Source organism: Pseudomonas sp. S2_B07, assembly GCF_054668435.1.
Genome location: NZ_CP162769.1, coordinates 5,755,841 through 5,774,440, shown reverse-complemented (window position 1 = coordinate 5,774,440; position 18,600 = coordinate 5,755,841). Strand labels below are relative to the sequence as shown.

18 protein-coding genes and 2 pseudogenes are annotated in these 18,600 nt (G+C 59.8%); 8 read left to right on the top strand and 12 right to left on the bottom strand.

The window, feature by feature from the left end:
- Nucleotides 1-199: 199 nt before the first annotated feature.
- From AB4N43_RS26545 to AB4N43_RS26535, 3 genes and pseudogenes are all read right to left on the bottom strand, one after another.
- Nucleotides 200-568 (bottom strand): DUF6124 family protein, encoded by a 369-nt coding sequence (locus AB4N43_RS26545; protein WP_059182485.1) that lies wholly within the window; start codon nt 566-568, stop codon nt 200-202.
- Nucleotides 569-765: 197 nt separating this feature from the next.
- Entirely contained in the window at nt 766-1,029 is a 264-nt protein-coding gene (locus tag AB4N43_RS26540; protein ID WP_194941046.1) for a hypothetical protein, read from the bottom strand.
- A 15-nt stretch (nt 1,030-1,044) separates the two neighbouring features.
- Nucleotides 1,045-1,421, bottom strand: a pseudogene (locus tag AB4N43_RS26535) (DUF6124 family protein).
- Between the two features lie 427 nt (nt 1,422-1,848).
- Here AB4N43_RS26535 and AB4N43_RS26530 point away from each other — a divergent pair.
- Nucleotides 1,849-2,152 (top strand): annotated as a pseudogene (locus AB4N43_RS26530) (autotransporter outer membrane beta-barrel domain-containing protein).
- Between the two features lie 152 nt (nt 2,153-2,304).
- Here AB4N43_RS26530 and AB4N43_RS26525 read toward each other — a convergent pair.
- The 3 genes from AB4N43_RS26525 to AB4N43_RS26515 all read right to left on the bottom strand — a co-directional run bounded on the left by AB4N43_RS26525 (nt 2,305) and on the right by AB4N43_RS26515 (nt 4,722).
- On the bottom strand, nt 2,305-2,877 hold the full coding sequence (locus tag AB4N43_RS26525) for a DUF4174 domain-containing protein (protein WP_059182481.1): 573 nt from the start codon (nt 2,875-2,877) through the stop codon (nt 2,305-2,307).
- Nucleotides 2,878-3,048: 171 nt separating this feature from the next.
- Complete coding sequence (locus AB4N43_RS26520; RefSeq protein ID WP_059182480.1) at nt 3,049-3,834, bottom strand: sulfite exporter TauE/SafE family protein; 786 nt, start codon at nt 3,832-3,834, stop codon at nt 3,049-3,051.
- Between the two features lie 138 nt (nt 3,835-3,972).
- The gene (locus tag AB4N43_RS26515; protein ID WP_027925415.1) at nt 3,973-4,722 is read right to left on the bottom strand and encodes a Do family serine endopeptidase; all 750 of its coding nucleotides are present in this window, start codon (nt 4,720-4,722) and stop codon (nt 3,973-3,975) included.
- Between the two features lie 233 nt (nt 4,723-4,955).
- Here AB4N43_RS26515 and AB4N43_RS26510 point away from each other — a divergent pair, with 233 nt between their 5' ends.
- Nucleotides 4,956-5,777 carry an aldo/keto reductase gene (locus AB4N43_RS26510; RefSeq protein ID WP_027925416.1) on the top strand — a complete coding sequence of 274 codons (822 nt, stop codon included), beginning with the start codon at nt 4,956-4,958 and terminating at the stop codon, nt 5,775-5,777.
- 30 nt (nt 5,778-5,807) lie between these two features.
- On the top strand, nt 5,808-6,278 hold the full coding sequence (locus AB4N43_RS26505; protein ID WP_027925417.1) for a DUF1810 domain-containing protein: 471 nt from the start codon (nt 5,808-5,810) through the stop codon (nt 6,276-6,278).
- Here AB4N43_RS26505 and AB4N43_RS26500 read toward each other — a convergent pair.
- Nucleotides 6,243-8,603, bottom strand: coding sequence for a DNA polymerase II (locus AB4N43_RS26500; protein WP_172825934.1), 2,361 nt, complete (start codon nt 8,601-8,603; stop codon nt 6,243-6,245). The genes AB4N43_RS26505 and AB4N43_RS26500 overlap by 36 nt on opposite strands.
- A gap of 222 nt (nt 8,604-8,825) precedes the next feature.
- On the opposite strand from AB4N43_RS26500, the gene AB4N43_RS26495 reads away from it, so the two are divergent.
- Nucleotides 8,826-9,266 (top strand): CBS domain-containing protein, encoded by a 441-nt coding sequence (locus AB4N43_RS26495; protein ID WP_007944798.1) that lies wholly within the window; start codon nt 8,826-8,828, stop codon nt 9,264-9,266.
- A gap of 115 nt (nt 9,267-9,381) precedes the next feature.
- Here AB4N43_RS26495 and AB4N43_RS26490 read toward each other — a convergent pair whose 3' ends face one another.
- Nucleotides 9,382-10,005, bottom strand: coding sequence for a glutathione S-transferase N-terminal domain-containing protein (locus AB4N43_RS26490; RefSeq protein ID WP_027925419.1), 624 nt, complete (start codon nt 10,003-10,005; stop codon nt 9,382-9,384).
- 261 nt (nt 10,006-10,266) lie between these two features.
- Here AB4N43_RS26490 and AB4N43_RS26485 point away from each other — a divergent pair, with 261 nt between their 5' ends.
- A complete protein-coding gene (locus AB4N43_RS26485; RefSeq protein ID WP_460152240.1) occupies nt 10,267-10,590 on the top strand; it encodes a hypothetical protein in 324 nt (107 codons plus the stop codon).
- Nucleotides 10,591-10,670: 80 nt separating this feature from the next.
- Here AB4N43_RS26485 and AB4N43_RS26480 read toward each other — a convergent pair whose 3' ends face one another.
- Nucleotides 10,671-11,765, bottom strand: a complete 1,095-nt coding sequence (locus AB4N43_RS26480) for a DUF1615 domain-containing protein (protein ID WP_460152239.1) — start codon at nt 11,763-11,765, stop codon at nt 10,671-10,673.
- 184 nt (nt 11,766-11,949) lie between these two features.
- Here AB4N43_RS26480 and AB4N43_RS26475 point away from each other — a divergent pair, with 184 nt between their 5' ends.
- Entirely contained in the window at nt 11,950-13,485 is a 1,536-nt protein-coding gene (locus tag AB4N43_RS26475) for an FAD-dependent oxidoreductase (RefSeq protein WP_460152237.1), read from the top strand.
- Nucleotides 13,486-13,608: 123 nt separating this feature from the next.
- On the opposite strand, the gene hemB is transcribed toward AB4N43_RS26475, so the two are convergent.
- From hemB to AB4N43_RS26460, 3 genes are all read right to left on the bottom strand, one after another.
- Nucleotides 13,609-14,583, bottom strand: a complete 975-nt coding sequence (gene hemB, locus AB4N43_RS26470) for a porphobilinogen synthase (RefSeq protein ID WP_460152235.1) — start codon at nt 14,581-14,583, stop codon at nt 13,609-13,611.
- Nucleotides 14,584-14,816: 233 nt separating this feature from the next.
- Nucleotides 14,817-15,659, bottom strand: a complete 843-nt coding sequence (locus AB4N43_RS26465; protein WP_460152233.1) for a PhzF family phenazine biosynthesis protein — start codon at nt 15,657-15,659, stop codon at nt 14,817-14,819.
- 24 nt (nt 15,660-15,683) lie between these two features.
- Complete coding sequence (locus tag AB4N43_RS26460) at nt 15,684-16,382, bottom strand: glutathione S-transferase family protein (protein ID WP_027925425.1); 699 nt, start codon at nt 16,380-16,382, stop codon at nt 15,684-15,686.
- Between the two features lie 373 nt (nt 16,383-16,755).
- Here AB4N43_RS26460 and AB4N43_RS26455 point away from each other — a divergent pair, with 373 nt between their 5' ends.
- The gene (locus AB4N43_RS26455; protein ID WP_371258960.1) at nt 16,756-17,427 is read left to right on the top strand and encodes a histidine phosphatase family protein; all 672 of its coding nucleotides are present in this window, start codon (nt 16,756-16,758) and stop codon (nt 17,425-17,427) included.
- Nucleotides 17,428-17,518: 91 nt separating this feature from the next.
- Nucleotides 17,519-18,574 (top strand): permease, encoded by a 1,056-nt coding sequence (locus tag AB4N43_RS26450; protein WP_460152231.1) that lies wholly within the window; start codon nt 17,519-17,521, stop codon nt 18,572-18,574.
- Nucleotides 18,575-18,600: the final 26 nt, after the last annotated feature.

Sequence of the window (18,600 nt, the reverse complement as noted above, 5' to 3'; positions counted from 1 at the left end):
CCGCTATCGAGCTCCAGCGAGGCTGCGTTCGGCTCTGTAGCAGTCGTAAACCCTGCACACGCGGTCTTTCTGAAACACCGCGTTGCCTGATTTTACGACTGCTTCGCAGCCGAACGCAGCCTCGCCGGAGCTCGACAGCGGCTACAAAACAAAAAATGGGTGACCCTTTGAGGTCACCCATTTTCGTTCTTACGCCTGCTTAATGCCGGGTCTCTGGCTCACCGGCAGACGCCTCCCTGTCCGCCGCAAGGTTGTCCCGCACCTGGTTCACCAACAACTCGGCGACCATCGCCAACTGCTGGATCGAAAATATTTCACCGCGGTTCGGCCCTTCCAGTTTGGCGGCAAAGTTCTCAAGCAGGGCCGTCAACGACGCGAGGGTATCGCAAGCTTGTTTCAGTAGCGTCCGCGTGTCGACGCCGGGGGCAATGGTGAATATAGGCTGGGGCGAGGAAACAGGCCTGGGGCGAGGAATGACCGCCACGTCGGCGGTGCCACACAGCTTCACAGACGCGGGATGATTGGTATTGTCAGGGGTGTCTCCTTGAGGCTTGCTGAACTTTTTCACAGGCGAGGCTCCTTTTTCACGGGTGTTTTCATCCTTGGGTCCTTCAATGTCGCGGACATCCATGAAGGCTAGCGGTGCGGGCTGACAGACACCAGTTCATCAAGTGCGACACAACTTGAAGGAATTCTCCGAAGCCCGTGAAGGCGGATACTTCACACGCAAAAAAAATGGGCGATCACCTGGATCGCCCATTGTTGTTACTGCGACTGCAATCGTCGCCCGATCACGTCCATCAAATCACAACCGTCACACAGCGGAATCGCCAACACCCGCGCAAAATCCTGAAGCAACAGAGCATCACGGCCCATCCCCTCGCCCACGGACAAGGTTTCCAGCTGTTGGCTCACGCTACGAATGCGATAGGCCGCAGTGTCATGCAACACATCCACCGGCGCATCCGTATCAATCAGCAACGACGCAATTTGGCAATCGATGCCCGTAATCGGCATATATCTGGCCATCAGTGATCTCCTCTCTCAATGCCGTATCGGTGGCTGAACGACAGGCGCACCTTCGGGTGGATCAACGTTATCCAGCGCCTGGTTCACCAACAACTCGGCAATGACCGCCAACTGCTGAATCGAGAGCGCGACGTTACGCTTTGAGCCTTCCAGTTTGCAGGCCAGATCTGTAATCAGGACATTCAGTGATGCCAGAGTTTCGCAGGCATGGCTTAGCAGAGTTGTGGAATCGACGCCGGGAGTGATCGTGAATACGTGGCTGATCGGGTCGGTATGACTGGGGTTTCGCAAGCGAGCGCTGACGGCAGGCTCGGTGATTTCGGAAAGTGGAACGGCATCGACAGGATCTGAATCGGCCGGGGATAAGGGGGATTGGGACTTAATTTTTTCATGTGCGAAGAACCTCGGTAATTTAAGAAAACTGCCGATCTCACTTCCACAGAGAGGGTGGCAGCTGTACGCAGGTGTGGAAGTCCGGGATACCGAGAGAAACCCAGTGCACGCAATCGTGCTCCTGCGCACAGCCGCCATAAGCAACAATGTTGGCATAAAAAAAAGCCAACAGGTGTTTAGAGGCACATGCTCTCTCGGTAACCACCGGACTTCCACATCCGACCGCTGATTTTGCAGCGGCCCGACAAAGGTATCGGTAGGTGGGTTGGCGCACCAGTTCATGGAGTACGATACGTCTCGCAGGAAATGTCCGACGCCTGTGCAGGCCAGCGCACTGCGTCCGAGGACGTCCCTTCGAGATTACATCCCCACCACCTACAACCCGGGTAGGATCGCCCGCTTTTTAGCCTGTCCACCACGCGGTCAGTGCTGATAGCTCCAGTCGGCAAGGCTTTCGATTTGAGTCAGGGCTGGTTTGTCGAACCGCAGGCGGGATTGCAAGTTGCGCGCATCAGCGGTGGGCGTTACACCGCCAGCAATGGCCCGGATGTCGAACAGGACGCGATGATGTCTGTACAGCCGTTTGCCGGGTTCACGCGCCGAGATTGGCGCGGGCGTTGCGGTGAAGGCGGCGGACAAACACAGCTTCTTTGCGGAAGTGGGCTACACCCATGGCAGCGACATCGAGCAGCCGTGGGCGGTGACGGTCGGGTATCGCTATAACTGGTAACCACACCCTGCAGCTGGCGCAGCCTGCGTCCGGCTGCGAAGCAGTCGTGAAATCAAGCGGTGCGGTGTTTCAGGAAGACCGCGTACTCAGGGTTTACGACTGCTGCGCAGCCGGACGCAGGCTGCGCCAGCTGCTACAGGGTCGGTGGGGTGTCAGTCATCCGGCATTTCAGGGGGCTTGGTTGGTTTGGCCGGTTTGCCATTCTTGGTGGCCTTGGCCCCTTTAGCGCCTTTGACCGGCTCAGCCTCGGCAGGTGGGGTCACTACCGGCGGCGCGGTGGCTTCTTTTTCGGCTGCTGGCAGGGCATCGATGGTGTCGAACACTTTCTTCAAATCGACCGATTTTGACTCAGCCCCCGAACTCTCAAGCTTCTTCTCGCCGTCCTTGCCGATCAGGATCACTTTGGGCAACGCCCCCGCACCGAGTTTCAGGGAGCGAATCAGCGCCATGGTGTCCTGCTGACCGAGGTCCTCGCCGTCGCGCTGGCCGAACATATTCAGCACGCTATACACCCGGATTTTGCGTTGGGCGATCCCGTCCTTGTTGGCCGGATCGTCCAGTGACTTTTTCAGCCCGACCCAGACAGGATCGACGGTGCTGGGTGCAATGACAATCAAGGGCCGGAACCGGCCTTTGTCGGTATCCAGCGGTGAATCACTTTCGGTTGCGAATAAGGGACCGGCGAAAGCCAGCAAGGTTGTCAGGGTCAAAAACCTGATGAGCATGCGCATCTCCTTTTGATAACCACGCTCTAATGATTGCGCATCGCGGCGTTCGTTCCGGGTGACGCACCGCAATTGTGTTTCGCCTTGACCCAAGCTTAGGTCAGGGCGGTCATTGCGCAACAGACGGGGCTAATCTCATCGCAGATAAGCAGCGGGGTGATTCAATCGGAATCAGAACGCCAGTTTGTAACCGATCAGCATCAACATCGTCGCCAGGCAAGGGCGCAGCACTTCATCGGAAATCTTGCCGGTCAAATGACTGCCCAACCAGATCCCCGGCAGCGAGCCGATCAACAAGAATCCCAGCACGTGCCAGTCCATGTTGCCCATGCTCGCATGGCCAAGCCCGGCGACCAGTGTCAACGGCACCGCGTGGGCGATTTCGGTCCCGACGAGGCGACGGGTCGGCAGCAGCGGATACAGGATAAACAGGGCCACGGTGCCCAGGGCGCCCGCACCGATGGACGTCAGCGCAACCATGGTGCCCAGCACCAGGCCGGTGATCACCGTCATGCCGTTGAGGCGTTTGCCACTGGGGTTGTAGTTGCCACCGGCGCGTTTGTGCGCGAAATCGAGCAGGCGCTTCTTGAACAGAATCGCCAATGCCGTGGCAAACAGGACGAACCCCAGTGCCTGCTTGATGACGGCATTCATGGTTTCAGGCGCGGTGTGCAAGCTGCTCAGGAACCACAGCGTCAACGCCACCGCCGGCACGCTGCCAAGGGTCAGCCAGCCGGTAATCGCCCAGTCGATGTTGTTGTTTTTCCGGTGGACCAGCACGCCACTGGATTTGGTGATCGCCGCGTAGAGCAAATCGGTACCGACCGCTGTCGCGGGGTTGATGCCGAACCACAGCAGAATCGGGGTCATCAACGACCCACCACCGACGCCCGTCATGCCGACAATAAAGCCAACCACCAACCCGGCAACGATCAACCCGATGTTCACTAAATCCATTGAGACGTCCACAAAGACCGCAGAAGAAATCTGGCCCGCAGCATAGCGATTTTTCTTATAACCACTTATATCGATGCGAACTATCGTTATATCCAAGACATAACAACATCCATTCCCCTGTAGGCGCTGTGTCGGGGTTTATTGCACCGGCAGGAAATTCAGGAACAGCAGGCTCTGCGCATAATTCAAGCCGATGCGCCGGTAGCGTTCGTCGAGCATCTGCGTCAGCAAATCCAGCCGGGCAACGATCTTGCCGAACTCCACGGCGAAACTCAGGTTGCTGCCCTCCTCCGAGATCTCGTTGGAGAACAGCAAGGGTTCGCCTTGTTTGTTTTGCCGCTGGCTGAGAATCCACGTGGCGATCTCGATGTTGCGCGCGGCGTTGTTGACGAACGTCGGGTTGATCGCGTCCGTCATGTAGAACTCCAGGCGATTGCCGTGAGCGGTTACCAGCATGCTGCCGATGGCATAGATGAAAGCACCGACCCGGTCACCGAGAAACTCCGGGCTCATGGCAAACCTGAGCGCCGCCAGGTCTTTTTTGCCACCGAGGGTGGGCAGTGGCTGTTGCTGCTCGATGGCCATGCGCACTTGCTTCCCGGCGGTTCGGGCATCGAGGAAGCCGGATTTTTTCAGCTCCTCGGGGTTGCGCAGGTAAAGCTTGCTCATCAGCAAATAGAGGCTGTCGAGGTTGTCACGCATCGTCAGCGTGGCCATGCGGTCGACGCTGGTCTGCAGAAATTCCTGGGGACGGCCTTCGCGGAACTGGCTGACAATGTCATTGCCCTGTTGCTGGCTGCAACCGCTGACAAAGAACATCGCCAAGCCAGCCAGAAACAAGCAGCGGCGGCGGATCGGTGGGGTGATGCGGGGTAACACTCGAGCCATGGGTTCTTGAACTTGGGCATGGGCCAGCGGTGGGGATCGCCGCCGGCTGCCCAAGGATAGAGCCGTCAATACCAAAAAAGTGCAGTGCCGGTGGTCCGTGAGCGAAGGCGCCTGCCTGCCCAAAGGTGATATCTCGTCATGTTCGCTTTTACCTGGAAGATGGCGCTGGAGGGAACCACCGGGTTATTTTGCTGCCAACTAGGTATCCACCGTGTTGCACACAGGAGGTTTTCATGCGGTTCCTTGAACTGGCCGGCGTCAACGTACCGGTCATTGGCCAGGGCACCTGGCACATGGGTGAAGATCATTCGGCGCGCGCTAAAGAAGTCTCGGCCCTGCGCCAGGGCATCGAGCTGGGCATGACGTTGATCGATACCGCGGAAATGTACGCTGAAGGCGGCGCCGAGGAGGTGGTCGCGCAAGCCATCAGCGGTCTGCGTGACCAGGTCTTTGTGGTCAGCAAGGTCTACCCGCACAACGCCAGTTGCCAAGGCATTCCCCAGGCGTGCGAACGCAGCCTGCGGCGCTTGAAAACCGATTACATCGATCTGTACCTGCTGCACTGGCGCGGCCAGTACCCCTTGGAGGAAACCGTCGAAGCCTTCGAGCGCCTGCGTGAAGACGGCAAGATTGGCCGTTGGGGTGTGTCCAATTTCGACTTGGACGACCTGCATGAACTGCACTCATCAACCTGCGCCACCAATCAGGTGCTCTACAACCTGGAGGAGCGCGGCATCGAATTTGATTTGCTGCCCTGGAGCCAACAACACCAGCTGCCGTTGATGGCGTACTGCCCTATCGGCCAGGGCGGTGAAATGCTGACGCATCCGACGCTGGTAAAAATTGCCGCCCATCACGGGGTGACACCGGCTCAAGTGGCGCTGGCATGGATCCTGCGGCAGCCCGGCGTGATCGCCATCCCCAAAGCGGTCAAACCTGAACACGTGAAATTGAATGCGCAAGCCGCGCAAGTGCGGCTCGAACCCGGGGATCTGGAGGTGCTGGACCACGCGTTTCACGCGCCACAACACAAACAGCGATTGGCCATGGTCTGAGCCATCGCCGTATTGGCAGAGGGTTTCTGCATGCGAAGCACCGATCAGCTCGATGCTTTTAACTTGCCACGTTTCGTCCAGGCTCAAGACCCGGTCTTTGAGTGGGTTCAGGAAGAACTGAGTGCCGGTCAAAAACGCCGTCACTGGATGTGGTTCATCTTTCCGCAGCTTGCCGGGTTGGGGGGCAGCGAAATGTCCCGATACTTTGCCATTCGCTCCAAAGAGGAAGCCGCGGCGTATCTGCAGCATTCATTGCTGGGTCCACGATTGCGGACGTGCACGCAATTGGTCCTGAACATCAAACAGCGCTCGATCGCCGAGATTTTCGGTCATCCCGATGACCTCAAGTTCCACTCTTCAATGACGCTGTTTGCCCAGGTCGCTCCGGACAACAGCCTCTTTGACCAGGCCCTTGAACAGTATTTCCACGGCATACGGGATGACTGGACGCTTTCATTGCTGGACTTAAAACAGGCCCATTTGCCCACCAATCAGGGTTGAGAAGTCATCGTCGACAAACGGCAGGATCGCGTCCGCCACCGGTTGCAGTTGCCGGGTGACGTAATGGTCGTAGTCGATCGGGGCGCTGCGAATCTCCAGCGGTTCGGGCCCGGCAACGGTGATCACGTAGCTGATCCAGCCGCCGTTCTGGTACTGACGCGGACGGCCCTGGCGGTCGTTGAAGTCATCGGCGATGCGCGCGGCACGCACGTGGGGTGGCACGTTGCGCTCATAGTCGTCGAGGGTACGGCGCAGGCGCTTGCGGTAGATCAGGCGATCATCGAACTCGCCGGCCAGGGTCTTTTGCACGTAATCGCGCACGTAGTCCTGATACGGCTTGCGGTGGAAGATCCGCGAGTACAGCTCCTGCTGGAATTGCCGGGCCAGTGGCGACCAGTCGGTGCGCACGGTTTCCAGGCCTTTGTAGACCATTTCATCCGTGCCATCGGCGCGGGTCACCAGGCCGGCGTAACGCTTCTTGCTGCCCTCCTCCGCGCCACGGATGGTCGGCATCAGAAAGCGTTTGTAGTGGGTTTCAAACTGTAATTCCAGGGCACTTTCCAGCCCGTATTCCGCATGCACATGTTCGCGCCACCACTGGTTGACGTGGTCGACCAGCGCGTGGCCAATCTGCGCGGCCTCCTCCTGACCGTGGGCGCGGCGCAGCCAGACAAAGGTGGAGTCGGTGTCGCCGTAGATCACCGTGTGACCCTGAGCCTCGATCAGTTGCCGGGTACGCAGCATGATTTCGTGGCCACGCAAGGTAATCGACGACGCCAGCCGTGTGTCGAAGAAACGGCAGCCGCTGGAGCCGAGTACGCCGTAGAAGGCATTCATGATGATCTTCAGCGCCTGAGACAGTGGCGCGTTGTGTTCGCGTTTTGCGGTTTCGCGGCCTTCGGCGACCCGGGCGACGATGGCCGGCAGGCAATGCCGGGTTCGTGAAAAACGTGCCCCGCGAAAACCCGGCACAGAGTCGCTGTCGTCGGGATGCTGCAAGCCTTCGATCAGCCCCACCGGGTCGATCAGGAAGGTGCGGATGATCGACGGATAGAGGCTTTTGTAGTCGAGCACCAGCACCGATTCGTACAGGCCCGGCTGCGAGTCCATGACAAAACCGCCGGGACTGGCCTGTGGTGACTTGCCGCCCAGATTCGGCGCGACAAAGCCCTGACGGTGCATCAGCGGCATGTACAGGTGAGTGAACGCCGCCACCGAACCACCGCTGCGGTCCGCCGGCAAACCGGTGACGCTGGCGCGCTCCAGCAAGAAGGTCAGCAGTTCGGTCTTGGCGAAAATCCGTGTGACCAGCTCACAGTCTTTGAGGTTGTAAGTGGCGAGGGCCGGTTTGTCCTCGGCGAACATGCGGTTGATTTCGTCCATGCGCTGGTACGGCGTGCTGATCGCCTTGCCCTCACCGAGCAAGGTTTGCGCGACGTTCTCCAGGCTGAACGAGGGGAAGTTCCAGGTTGCCGAGCGCAGGGATTCGATGCCGTCGATGATCAGGCGCCCCGCGGCTGACGCGAAGTAATGGTTGCGGCTGCCGTGTTCGCGCCACTGCATTTCTTCGCCGCCGCGCCCAAGCTTGAGCGGTACGCCCAGGCGTCGGGCGTGTTCGTGGAGGACGCGAAGGTCGAACTGCACGACGTTCCAGCCGATGATCGCGTCGGGGTCGTGGCGGGCAAACCATTCGTTGAGTTTTTTCAGCAGCACGGTTCGCGAGTCGCAGTATTCAAGCTGGAAATCCACCGCGCTGGCGTCACCATTGGGCGGCCCGAGCATGTACACCTGGCGTTCGCCGCAGCCTTCCAGGGCAATGGAATACAACTCGCCTTGTTCGGTGGTCTCGATATCCAGCGAGACCAGCCGCAGGTTGGGCCGGTATTTCGGGTCGGGTTTCATCTGCGCGTCGAGCAGCAGGCCTTGCGCATCGGGCGACCCACCAAAGATCACTGGCGCGGTGATGAACCGTTCCATCATGTAGCGCTCGGGCGGGCGAACGTCGCCCTCGAACATCTCGACGCCGGCCTTGCGCAGCGCGGTTTCCAGGCGCATCAACTGACCGTGCTGCTGGCAATACAGGCCGAGCACCGGACGATGCTCGAAATCCAGCAGGGCCAGGGGCTTTAGTTCGACGTCTTTCTCGCCGCGCAGCACCTCTTGCGCCTGTTCGCGCTGGGCGGCTGGAATGAACGCCACCGACGGCTGATGAGGCAGGCGGATGCGCCGGGGACCACTGTCGGTCGCCAGCCAGAACTCGACTTCCGTGCCGGCCGGGGTGTCGCGCCAATGCCGGGTCAGGACGAAGCCCTGCTGTAAATCCACCACTGCAACCTCTCGATTTGATTCAGGCGGCAATTCTACGCGTCATCAAGGGGCAGCGGGTCATGCGCGCCACTTTCGACTTTCTCATAGGGTTTACCCGCGGTTTACCGAAAAAATACCGCTGAATGGCGTTTTTTGAGTCTTATCTGCCGCTTTCACTCTTGCCCTCAGCGCTTGGGTCTACGATTCTTCAAGAACAACGACAACACCCGAGAAGCCACCATGAAAACCGTCGCCCAACTGCTCAAGCTCAAAGATCAGAAGAATCAGGAAGTGCACCAGATCAAACCTGATCACATGGTGCTGGAAGCGCTGATGAAGATGGCCGAGAAAAACGTCGGCGCCTTGCTGGTGGTGGAAAATGACGAGGTGCTGGGCATCATCAGTGAACGTGATTACGCACGCAAACTGGTGCTGCATGGCCGTTCTTCGGTGGGCACGCCGGTGCGCGACATCATGGTGTCCCCGGTGATCACCGTGGACACCCATCAAACCGTCGACACCTGCCTGGGCATCATGTCCGACCGACGCCTGCGTCACCTGCCGGTGGTGGAGAACGGCAAGTTGATTGGCTTGCTGTCGATCGGCGACCTGGTCAAGGAAGCGATTGCCGAACAGGCCGAACTGATTCGCCAGCTGGAGCAGTACATCCGCGGCGAGTAATCCGAAGACACCCTGGATCAAAATGTAGGAGTGAGCCTGCTCGCGATGGCGGTATGTCAGTTAATGAATAGGCTGACTGATACACCGCCATCGCGAGCAGGTTGTTATTCGGTGTTCACACTGGCCAATGCCGCGCGAAGACCGGGGCCAGTGTCGGGTGCCGGTCGATGCGCTCCAGCCACGCGAAAAAACCGGGACGGGTGTTGCGTAAATGCTCACGGCTGCCGGCCCACCGCGACACCACCGCCGCCAGCACATCCAGTGCGCCCGGCGTCTCATCCCCCAGATACAGCTCGCCGGAAAACTGATCGGCAAACACCTCCCAGCTCCAGTGCAATCGCGCGCGGGCGCCGGCCATGAGGTTTTGCCTGGACGCCTCATCCGTCTCGGCCAGCCAGCGTTCGGGGTAATCGATGATGCCGATGGCTGCGTAGCAATTGCTGACGATGTACGTGAGGCCGCGGATCGCCTGATCGCGGTCGGCGGGCAGTGTCGGCAACAGGTTCGACTTGGGAAAGGTCAGCCCGAGATGAATCAGGATCGCCGCACTTTCGGTCAGGATGCTGCCATCGGGCAGCTGCAGCGTTGGAATCTGCTTGAGCCGGTTGAGCTTCTCCAGTGCCTGGGCTGCCTCCGAGGACAACTCGACGTCGATGAAGCGATAAGGAATTTCGCACAGCTCGAGCGCCGCTTCTATCGCCGCCGCGCCGGAATTCTGGTGTCCATAAAGTTGATACATGGTGCGGCCTCCTGGCGAGACGGGAATGGGGTCATGAGAGGCGTCACCTGCCGGTCGTGGTGATCCAGCTAATCAGTGTAGAAGCGTCGATCCGCCCTACCCGTACGATCCGACGACTGAACCATCACGCCCGCGTGGAGCGACTCACAGGGGCTATCAATACCGTCGATGTTCACCATCACATCAATGAAGTTCTCATAAAAAATCCTCGGCGTAACATCCGCTCCATACCAACCCATAAGCACCCCGGAGCACACCATCATGAAACGCCAAACTATCCTCGCTATCGCTTTCTCGGTCTTTGCAGTTAACGCTTTTGCCGCAACCTCTGCTCAACCTGTGGTCGCTGAAGGCGGCTCGGATCGTCTGATTGAAAGCCGAGTGGCTGAAGGTGGTTCAGATCGTTTGATCGAGAATCGTGTGGCCGCTGATGGTTCCGATCGCTTGATCGAAAACCGTGTAGCCGCTGATGGTTCGGATCATCTGATGGAAAACCGCGTAGCCGCTGATGGCTCCGATCATCTGATGCAGAACCGCGTTGCCGAAGGTGGTTCCGACCGTCTGATCGAAAGCCGCGCGGCATAAATGCAGGGGTTTACTGCAGTACTCAATGAAAAACCCGGCCTGACCCGCCGGGTTTTTTTACGCCTCTGGTTCGATCAGGGTTACTGGCCAGCCCGCTTCATGCAACGCTGATAACGCTCATCGACGCGCTTGGCAAACCATGCCGTGGTGAGCTTGCGGGTGATTTTCGGGCTTTGCAGTTCGATCCCCGGCAACACGGCACGAGGCAGTGCCCTGCCCTCGGCCTGATCGGCCAACGCAAACACTCGCCGGTAGAGTTCCGTCTCCTCGAATTTCAGGCTTTTGCCCTCCTCCAATTGATTGCGAATGGTCGTATTGCGCATCCCCAACGGCTTGCCAAGGCTGCGCACCGCCACTTCCGTGGTACCGGGCATGATTGAGTCATACCGGACCAAGTCGCCATCCAGCGCCAACGGGATGCCTGACACCCGGCTCAACGCGTTCTGAAACGCCGCATTGCGGCTGGCGTACCAACCGGCATTGAAATCAGCGAAGCGATACAACGGTTGCGTGTAGCTCACCGGATAACCGAGCAAATGGGCGATGCCGAAGTACATGCCGCCGCGCCGAGTGAATACCTCGTGGCGAATCGAGCCTTCCACCGGGTACGGATAGTTCTTCGCCTGCTGTTCGGCGAACTCGATACTGACCTGCATCGGCCCGGCGGTGTGTACCGGATTGAAGCCACCGAACAGGGTCTTGCCCAAGGGCACCATGCCAATGAAATCATCGAAAATCGCGCTGAGTTCCTTTTCACTGCGCGCCGCGTTGAGGCGGTCGCTGTAGCTTTTGCCGTTGGGTGACTTCACCTGCAGCGCGCCGCTGATCAACAGGCTGGGGATGTAGACTTTAGCGGCGCGACGGTCGATTTCGTCCCGGGCGATCTTGCCCAGGCCCAGCACAGGCGGGTCGACCTGGAAGGTGGATTCCTGCTCGGTCACGGCGAGCACCGAACACAGGTTTTGCGTGGACGGATAAATATTCTGGGCGGCGAAGGCGGCGTAGATGTCCGTGGCCCACCCTTGGCGATCCGTGGTTTTGGCCGGCAGCAAGCGCACGATTTCGGCCTTGACCTCGGCGGGCGGGCGCGCGGGTTGTTCCTGCGGGTGCTGAGTGCCGCAACCGGCCAGCAGCAACAGCGCCGCGCCGCCCATGATCAATCGATTGGCTTGCATGGTGCTCCATCAAATCCGTTGAGCCGGGTTAACCATACGACCAATGGCATGGCGCAGGCTATGACTCTTGCGGCCGCGCCCTGTTCCATCGTCATGTCAGCGGGGCCTTTTTCCGTTGGGCGGTCAGCCTTCCGGCCGACTGCGCCTGAACCATACTTGAGCCAGTCACCGAGGAGACAGGCTCATGCACCGTAGCGACGTACTGATCGTCGGCGCCGGCCCGACCGGGCTGGTCCTGGCGCTGTGGTTGAGCAAACTGGGGATCCGCGTGCGGATTATCGACAAGACGTCGGCGCCCGGCACCACGTCGCGTGCGCTGGCAGTCCAGGCGCGCACGCTGGAGCTGTATCGCCAGCTCGACCTCAGCGAAGCCGTGGTGCAAAACGGCCATCGCGTGGCGGCAGCAAATTTCTGGGTCAGCGGTGAATCGGTTGCACGATTGCCACTGAGCAACATCGGCGCTGGCCTGACACCCTATTCGTTCATGGAAATCTTTCCACAAGACCAGCACGAACGCTTACTGATCGAGCGTCTTGAAACCTTCGGCATCAAGGTGGAACGCGGCACCGAACTGGAGGACTTCGAGGAAACCGGCGATGGCATCACCGCCCACTTGCGCCTGCCCGATGGCCAACAGGAAACCTGCCAGGCGTGTTACCTGGCCGGTTGTGATGGTGCCCGTTCGATAGTGCGTAAAAAGCTGGACACCGGGTTTCCCGGTGGCACCTACCAACAGATTTTCTACGTGGCGGATGTGCAGGCCAGCGGGCCGGCACTCAACGGCGAACTGCACGTGGACCTTGATGAAGCGGACTTCCTCGCCGTGTTTCCGCTCGCCGGCAGCGGGCGCGCGCGGTTGATCGGCACCGTGCGCGACGAGCGCGCCGACCGGGCTGAAACCCTGCGTTTCGAGGACGTCAGCAGCCGGGCCATCGAACATCTGAAGGTGCAGATCGAGCAGGTGAACTGGTTCTCGACTTATCGCGTGCATCACCGGGTGGCCGATCACTTTCGCACCGGCCGCGCCTTTTTGTTGGGCGACGCGGCCCACGTTCACAGCCCGGCCGGTGGTCAGGGCATGAACACCGGGATTGGTGATGCGATCAACCTGGCGTGGAAATTCGCGGCGGTGTTGAGTGGCGGTGCCGAGGCGAAACTGCTCGATACCTACGAAACCGAGCGCATCGCCTTTGCGCGCAAACTCGTCGCGACCACCGACCGGGTGTTCAGTTTCGTCACCGCCGAGGGACGCGTGGCCGACGTGCTAAGGACACGGCTGGCACCGTTTTTGATCCCGAAGATGGCCTCGTTTGAAACGTCCCGCGAGTTCCTGTTTCGCACGGTCTCGCAGATCACTCTCAACTATCGTGGCATGCCGTTAAGCACCGGCGTTGCCGGGCACGTTCACGGCGGCGATCGCCTGCCTTGGGCGCATGACGGCGAAGGCGACAACTTTGAATCGCTGAGGAATCCGACCTGGCAGGTGCACGTGTATGGCGACACCAGCGACGAAATGATCGCCTGGTGCATCGAGCATCATCTGCCCTTGCATGTGTTTGACTGGCGACCGGCGTTTGAAGCAGCGGGGTTGGGGCGTAACGGGTTTTATCTGCTGCGCCCGGATACGTATGTGGCGATTGCCGAGACGTGTTCCGATCCGAAGGTGATTGAGCGGTACTTCAACCATCATGGAATCCGGCCGTACTTCGGCACGCCCTGAAGTCACCACCAATCAACGGTGGGAGCGAGCTTGCTCGCGATGGCGTTAGCACATTCAAAAGTGATGTGACTGACCGTCCGCTATCGCGAGCAAGCTCGCTCCCACAGGGTTATGTGGCGGGGTTTAGATCCCGGCCAGGGCCAGGTCCATTGCGAAGTAGGTGAAGATCAGATCCGCGCCCGCCCGCTTGATCGCTCCCAGGCTTTCACGCACCACACGGTCCTCATCAATCGCCCCCGCTTGCGCGGCGAATTTGATCATCGCGTACTCGCCGCTGACCTGATACGCCGACAGCGGCAAACGCGATACTTCGCGGATGTCGCGGATGATGTCGAGGTAGGCGCCGGCCGGCTTGACCATCAGTGCATCCGCGCCTTCCTGTTCGTCCATCAGCGATTCGCGCACTGCTTCGCGGCGGTTCATCGGGTTCATCTGATAGCTTTTGCGGTCGCCCTTGAGCGCGCTACCGCCGGCTTCACGGAACGGGCCGTAGAGCGCCGAGGCAAACTTGGTCGAATAGGCCATGATCGCCGTCTGGCTGAAACCGGCGGCGTCCAGCGCCCGGCGAATCGCCTGGACCTGCCCGTCCATGGCCGCCGACGGGGCAATCACATCGGCACCGGCCCGAGCAGCGGCGACGGCTTGCTTGCCAAGGTTGATCAGGGTCTGGTCGTTATCGACTTCGTAGTTGTGCATCACGCCACAATGGCCGTGGTCGGTGTATTCGCAGAAGCAGGTGTCGGACATCACGATCATTTCCGGCACGGCATCCTTGGCGATCCGCGACATGCGCGACACCAGCCCGTTATCGCTCCAGGTATCGCTGCCGCTGCTGTCCAGATGATGCGACACGCCGAAGGTCATGACCGACTTGATGCCGGCGCGGGCGTAGCGCTCGATTTCGCCGGCCAGTTTCGACTCCGGAATGCGCATGACGCCGGGCATGCTGTTGATCGGCACGAAGTCGTCGATTTCTTCCTCGACGAAAATCGGCAGCACCAGGTCGTTCAGGCTGAACTCGGTTTCCTGGAACAGGCTGCGCAGGCTCGCATTGCGGCGCAGACGGCGTGGACGTGCTTCGGGGAACTGGCTGGACATGGGCATTCCTGAAAAACAGAGGATGAGACTAACGTCGTAGGGGGTGAAGCTTATGCCCTGCAAGGCACAAGGCACAAACCTCAGGTGCAGAACAAACCCTTACCGGCTCGGCAATAATCCCCCCGGATCGACACAGCCCCCTGTAGGAGTGAGCCTGCTCGCGATAGCGATAGCACATGCACCGTCAATGTGACTGACACACCGCTATCGCGAGCAGGTTCACTCCGACAGGTTTAGAGCTTCAGGGTGCCGGAAATACAGGTCACCACCGCTCCACCAATCCAGATTTCATCACCGACCTGAACCACCTGAATGCGCCCCGCCCGTCCCATCGTCAGGCCCTGGCTGACCACATAGGAGGCTGGCGCCAGCCCCTCGGCAAGCAACCACTGCGCAATCCCGGCATTCAAACTGCCGGTCGCCGGGTCTTCCGGCATGCCGTCGCCGGAGATGAAGGCCCGTACTTCGAATTGTGCTTCATCCCCATCACGCTCGGGATTCCACGGTGCAATCACACCGACCGCCAGGCCCAACATTTGCGAGTGATCCGGTTGCAGTTCCAGCACCTGCTGGCGGTCCGCGACCATCACCGCCAGCCAGCCAGCGCCGTTATCCACCCACTGCGCCCGGACAATCGCCCCGACCTCCAGACCGAGCCCGCGTCGCACGCGCTCCACCAGTTCGGCGTCCACCGGCCCGGCGTTGATCAGGGGTGGCGCGAGAAAGGCCAGCTCCGCGCCTTGTCGACGGACCCGCACCAGCCCGACGCCGCACTCCTGAATGATCTCCTCGCCCTTGGGCACGCCACCAGCCTCAAGCCAGGCATGGCAAGTGCCCAGGGTCGGATGACCGGCGAAGGGCAACTCATTCAGGGTGGTAAAGATCCGCACGCGATAGTCGGCCCGCGGATCGCGCGGCTCCAGCACAAACGTGGTTTCACTGAGGTTGGTCCAGGTCGCGAACGCCGCCATGCGTTCATCACTGAGTGCGTCGGCCCCCAACACCACCGCCAACGGATTGCCCTTGAGGGCGACGCGGCTGAAGACATCTACTTGCTTGAAATCGAATGTACGCATGATCTTCCTTGTTCGTGAGGCACTCTATTTAGGGATTTCCAGCCCACGGATCACCGCCGGCCGCGACAGAAAGCGTTCCAGCACGCGCGTGACGTTCTTGAAATCCTTGATGCCCACCAGGTCGCCGGCCTCATAGAAACCGATCAGGTTGCGCACCCACGGGAACGTCGCGATATCGGCGATGGTGTAGCGTTCACCCATGATCCAGTCGCGCCCTTCAAGGCGTCCATCCAAAACTTTTAACAAACGTTTACTTTCCTCGACGTAACGGTCGCGGGGGCGTTTGTCCTCGTAGTCCTTGCCGGCAAACTTGTTGAAGAAACCTACCTGGCCGAACATCGGCCCGATGCCGCCCATCTGGAACATCAACCATTGAATCGTCTCGTAACGCGCGGCCGATTCCTGCGCCAGCAGTTGCCCGCTCTTGTCGGCGAGGTAAATCAGAATCGCCCCGGACTCGAACAATGGCAGGGGTTTGTCCTCGGGACCATGCGGGTCGAGGATCGCCGGGATCTTGTTGTTGGGGCTCAACGACAAAAACTCGGGGGACATCTGATCCTGGGTGTCGAAGCCCACCCGATGCGGCTCGTAGGGCAGTCCGATTTCTTCGAGCATGATCGAGACCTTGACGCCGTTGGGGGTCGGCAAGGAGTACAGCTGGATCCAGTCGGGGTATTGAGCCGGCCATTTTCGGGTAATCGGGAACGCAGACAGATCGGTCATCGGTAGCCTCCATCGCCAAATAAAGCGTTGAGCATAATCCAGGATTGGCGCCCGCAGGTTGCGATCTTTTCGCGTTATCGAAACCGCTGATGATGACGATCAAAAGATGTCAGCCTTTGCCAACGCGTCTACGTGTAGGGTGTCCATAATTTCGCAACATCTTGTCGATAACCTTGACTGCACCCTGTTCAAGGTTATCGATAAAGTGCCGCGCACCCGCCGGTATCGAACCAAACAGGCTCAGAGGACTCTGAGCAATGCCCTTTCGAACACGGACCGGCCCAACGACATGGAAAACACCCGAAGCTGGGAGCTGGCGGTGTAAAGGTTTGTCAGCCTTAACTGAATGCGCTGAAGATCCCTTATTCACATGATGAACCTGTCCAGATTCGCTAAACGCTTCAAACACCGTGCGTATATTTTCCTGCCGACGCTGCTGGCGGCGAGCGCATTGTTTTTGTCGCTGGAGTCCAGCGAAAGCCGCGCCCAGCCGGCGGACGGCACCCAGACCCTGGTGTTCCTGCGTCACGCAGAAAAACCCGCTGGCGGTCTGGGCCAGCTCAATTGCCAGGGCCTCAACCGCGCCATCGACCTGGCCACCTTGTTGCCGGAAAAATTCGGCAAGGCCAACTATGTGTTTGCCGCCAACCCGACGCGCAATGTCGAGGAAGGCGAACTGGACAATTCCTACAGCTACATCCGCCCCCTGATGACCATCAGCCCCAGCGCGATCAAGCTCGGCTTGCCGGTGAACATCGAGTTCTCGGCCAACGACACCAGCGATCTGGCGGACGAATTGCTCCACGACAAGTACCACAACGCCATCATCTACACCGCCTGGTCCCACGGCTACCTGCCCGAGTTGATCAACAAGGTCGCTGGAGAGGCGGTCGGCAAGAAACAGAACATCACCGAGGACTGGGAGTCCAGTGACTACGATTCGGTGTACGTACTGACCCTGACCTGGCACAACGGCAAGGCCAGCCTCGTCAGCCACAGTTACAAACAAGGGCTGGATAACGGCTCGCAGACGTGTCCGACCTAAGCGGTCGGCAACTTCCCACACGCAGTGAAGACCACGGCAGACAAGTGGCGGGCTATCATGTACCCAACTCCCCTTTGTCTGGACTCTCTTCATGTCACTTTCTTCCGCAGCTGTCCCCGCCCGGGGTTGGTCGTTCTGGTGGAAACCCGCCCTGTTCGTTCTGGTCGCCTGCATTGGCCTCTATTACGTCAAGTGGTCGCCCTACTACCTGAAAGCCTTCATCGCCGCTGACAACCACAGCATCGGCGCCTCCATCCTCAACGACGAACAAACCGCCCCGCTGGCCGCTGCCCTGACGTATGCCAAGGTGTATTTCCTGGCGATCTGGAAAGCCGCCGTACTGGCGGTGATTCTGGGCTCCCTGCTGCAAGTGTTGATTCCACGGGACTGGCTGCTGCGCCTGTTCGGACGCGCCAGCTTCGCGTCGACCTTGCGCGGCGGCCTGTTCGCCCTGCCGGGGATGATGTGCTCGTGCTGCGCCGCGCCAGTGGCCGCGAGCATGCGTCGCTCAAACGTCTCGGTCGGCGCGGCGCTGGCCTTCTGGATCGGCAACCCGGTGCTCAACCCGGCAACCCTGGTGTTCATGGGGTTCGTGCTGGGTTGGGGGTTCACCGCGTTGCGCCTGGTCGCGGGGATTGTGCTGGTGTTCGGGGTGTCGATGGTCGCTCAGCGCATCAGCGGTCCGGAAACACTGCCTGAAGCGGCTGTCGAGGCGGTCGCCGAAGTCAGTGAAAAGGACACGCAACCGTTCCTGACGCGCTGGGGTAAAACCCTGTGGCAATTGTTCTGGAGCACCATTCCGATCTACATCCTGGCGGTCATGGTGCTGGGCGCGGTGCGGGTCTGGGTATTTCCGCATATTGACGGGGTCATGGCCAACGGCCTGCTCTGGCTGGTGCCGCTGGCGATCATCGGCACGTTGTTTGTGATTCCCACCGCCGCGGAAATCCCGATCGTGCAAACCATGATGACCCTGGGCATGGGCACCGCTCCAGCCGTGGCGTTGCTGATGACACTGCCGAGCATCAGCCTGCCGTCGCTGCTGATGCTGCGCAAGGATTTCGATGCGCGGGTACTGGTGAGTGTGGCGCTGATGACCATGGGGGTCGGGGTGGTTAGCGGGTTGATCGGGGCTGCTTTGCTCTAAGATCTTTGGTGCCTGAAAGGGCCCTA

Coding starts and splice junctions, on each gene's coding strand:
- AB4N43_RS26540 (WP_194941046.1), bottom strand. CDS start 1,029: ATGGCCAGATATATGCCGATTACGGGCATCGATTGCCAAATTGCGTCG.
- AB4N43_RS26525 (WP_059182481.1), bottom strand. CDS start 2,877: ATGCTCATCAGGTTTTTGACCCTGACAACCTTGCTGGCTTTCGCCGGT.
- AB4N43_RS26520 (WP_059182480.1), bottom strand. CDS start 3,834: ATGGATTTAGTGAACATCGGGTTGATCGTTGCCGGGTTGGTGGTTGGC.
- AB4N43_RS26515 (WP_027925415.1), bottom strand. CDS start 4,722: ATGGCTCGAGTGTTACCCCGCATCACCCCACCGATCCGCCGCCGCTGC.
- AB4N43_RS26510 (WP_027925416.1), top strand. CDS start 4,956: ATGCGGTTCCTTGAACTGGCCGGCGTCAACGTACCGGTCATTGGCCAG.
- AB4N43_RS26505 (WP_027925417.1), top strand. CDS start 5,808: ATGCGAAGCACCGATCAGCTCGATGCTTTTAACTTGCCACGTTTCGTC.
- AB4N43_RS26495 (WP_007944798.1), top strand. CDS start 8,826: ATGAAAACCGTCGCCCAACTGCTCAAGCTCAAAGATCAGAAGAATCAG.
- AB4N43_RS26490 (WP_027925419.1), bottom strand. CDS start 10,005: ATGTATCAACTTTATGGACACCAGAATTCCGGCGCGGCGGCGATAGAA.
- AB4N43_RS26485 (WP_460152240.1), top strand. CDS start 10,267: ATGAAACGCCAAACTATCCTCGCTATCGCTTTCTCGGTCTTTGCAGTT.
- AB4N43_RS26480 (WP_460152239.1), bottom strand. CDS start 11,765: ATGCAAGCCAATCGATTGATCATGGGCGGCGCGGCGCTGTTGCTGCTG.
- AB4N43_RS26475 (WP_460152237.1), top strand. CDS start 11,950: ATGCACCGTAGCGACGTACTGATCGTCGGCGCCGGCCCGACCGGGCTG.
- hemB (WP_460152235.1), bottom strand. CDS start 14,583: ATGTCCAGCCAGTTCCCCGAAGCACGTCCACGCCGTCTGCGCCGCAAT.
- AB4N43_RS26465 (WP_460152233.1), bottom strand. CDS start 15,659: ATGCGTACATTCGATTTCAAGCAAGTAGATGTCTTCAGCCGCGTCGCC.
- AB4N43_RS26460 (WP_027925425.1), bottom strand. CDS start 16,382: ATGACCGATCTGTCTGCGTTCCCGATTACCCGAAAATGGCCGGCTCAA.
- AB4N43_RS26455 (WP_371258960.1), top strand. CDS start 16,756: ATGAACCTGTCCAGATTCGCTAAACGCTTCAAACACCGTGCGTATATT.
- AB4N43_RS26450 (WP_460152231.1), top strand. CDS start 17,519: ATGTCACTTTCTTCCGCAGCTGTCCCCGCCCGGGGTTGGTCGTTCTGG.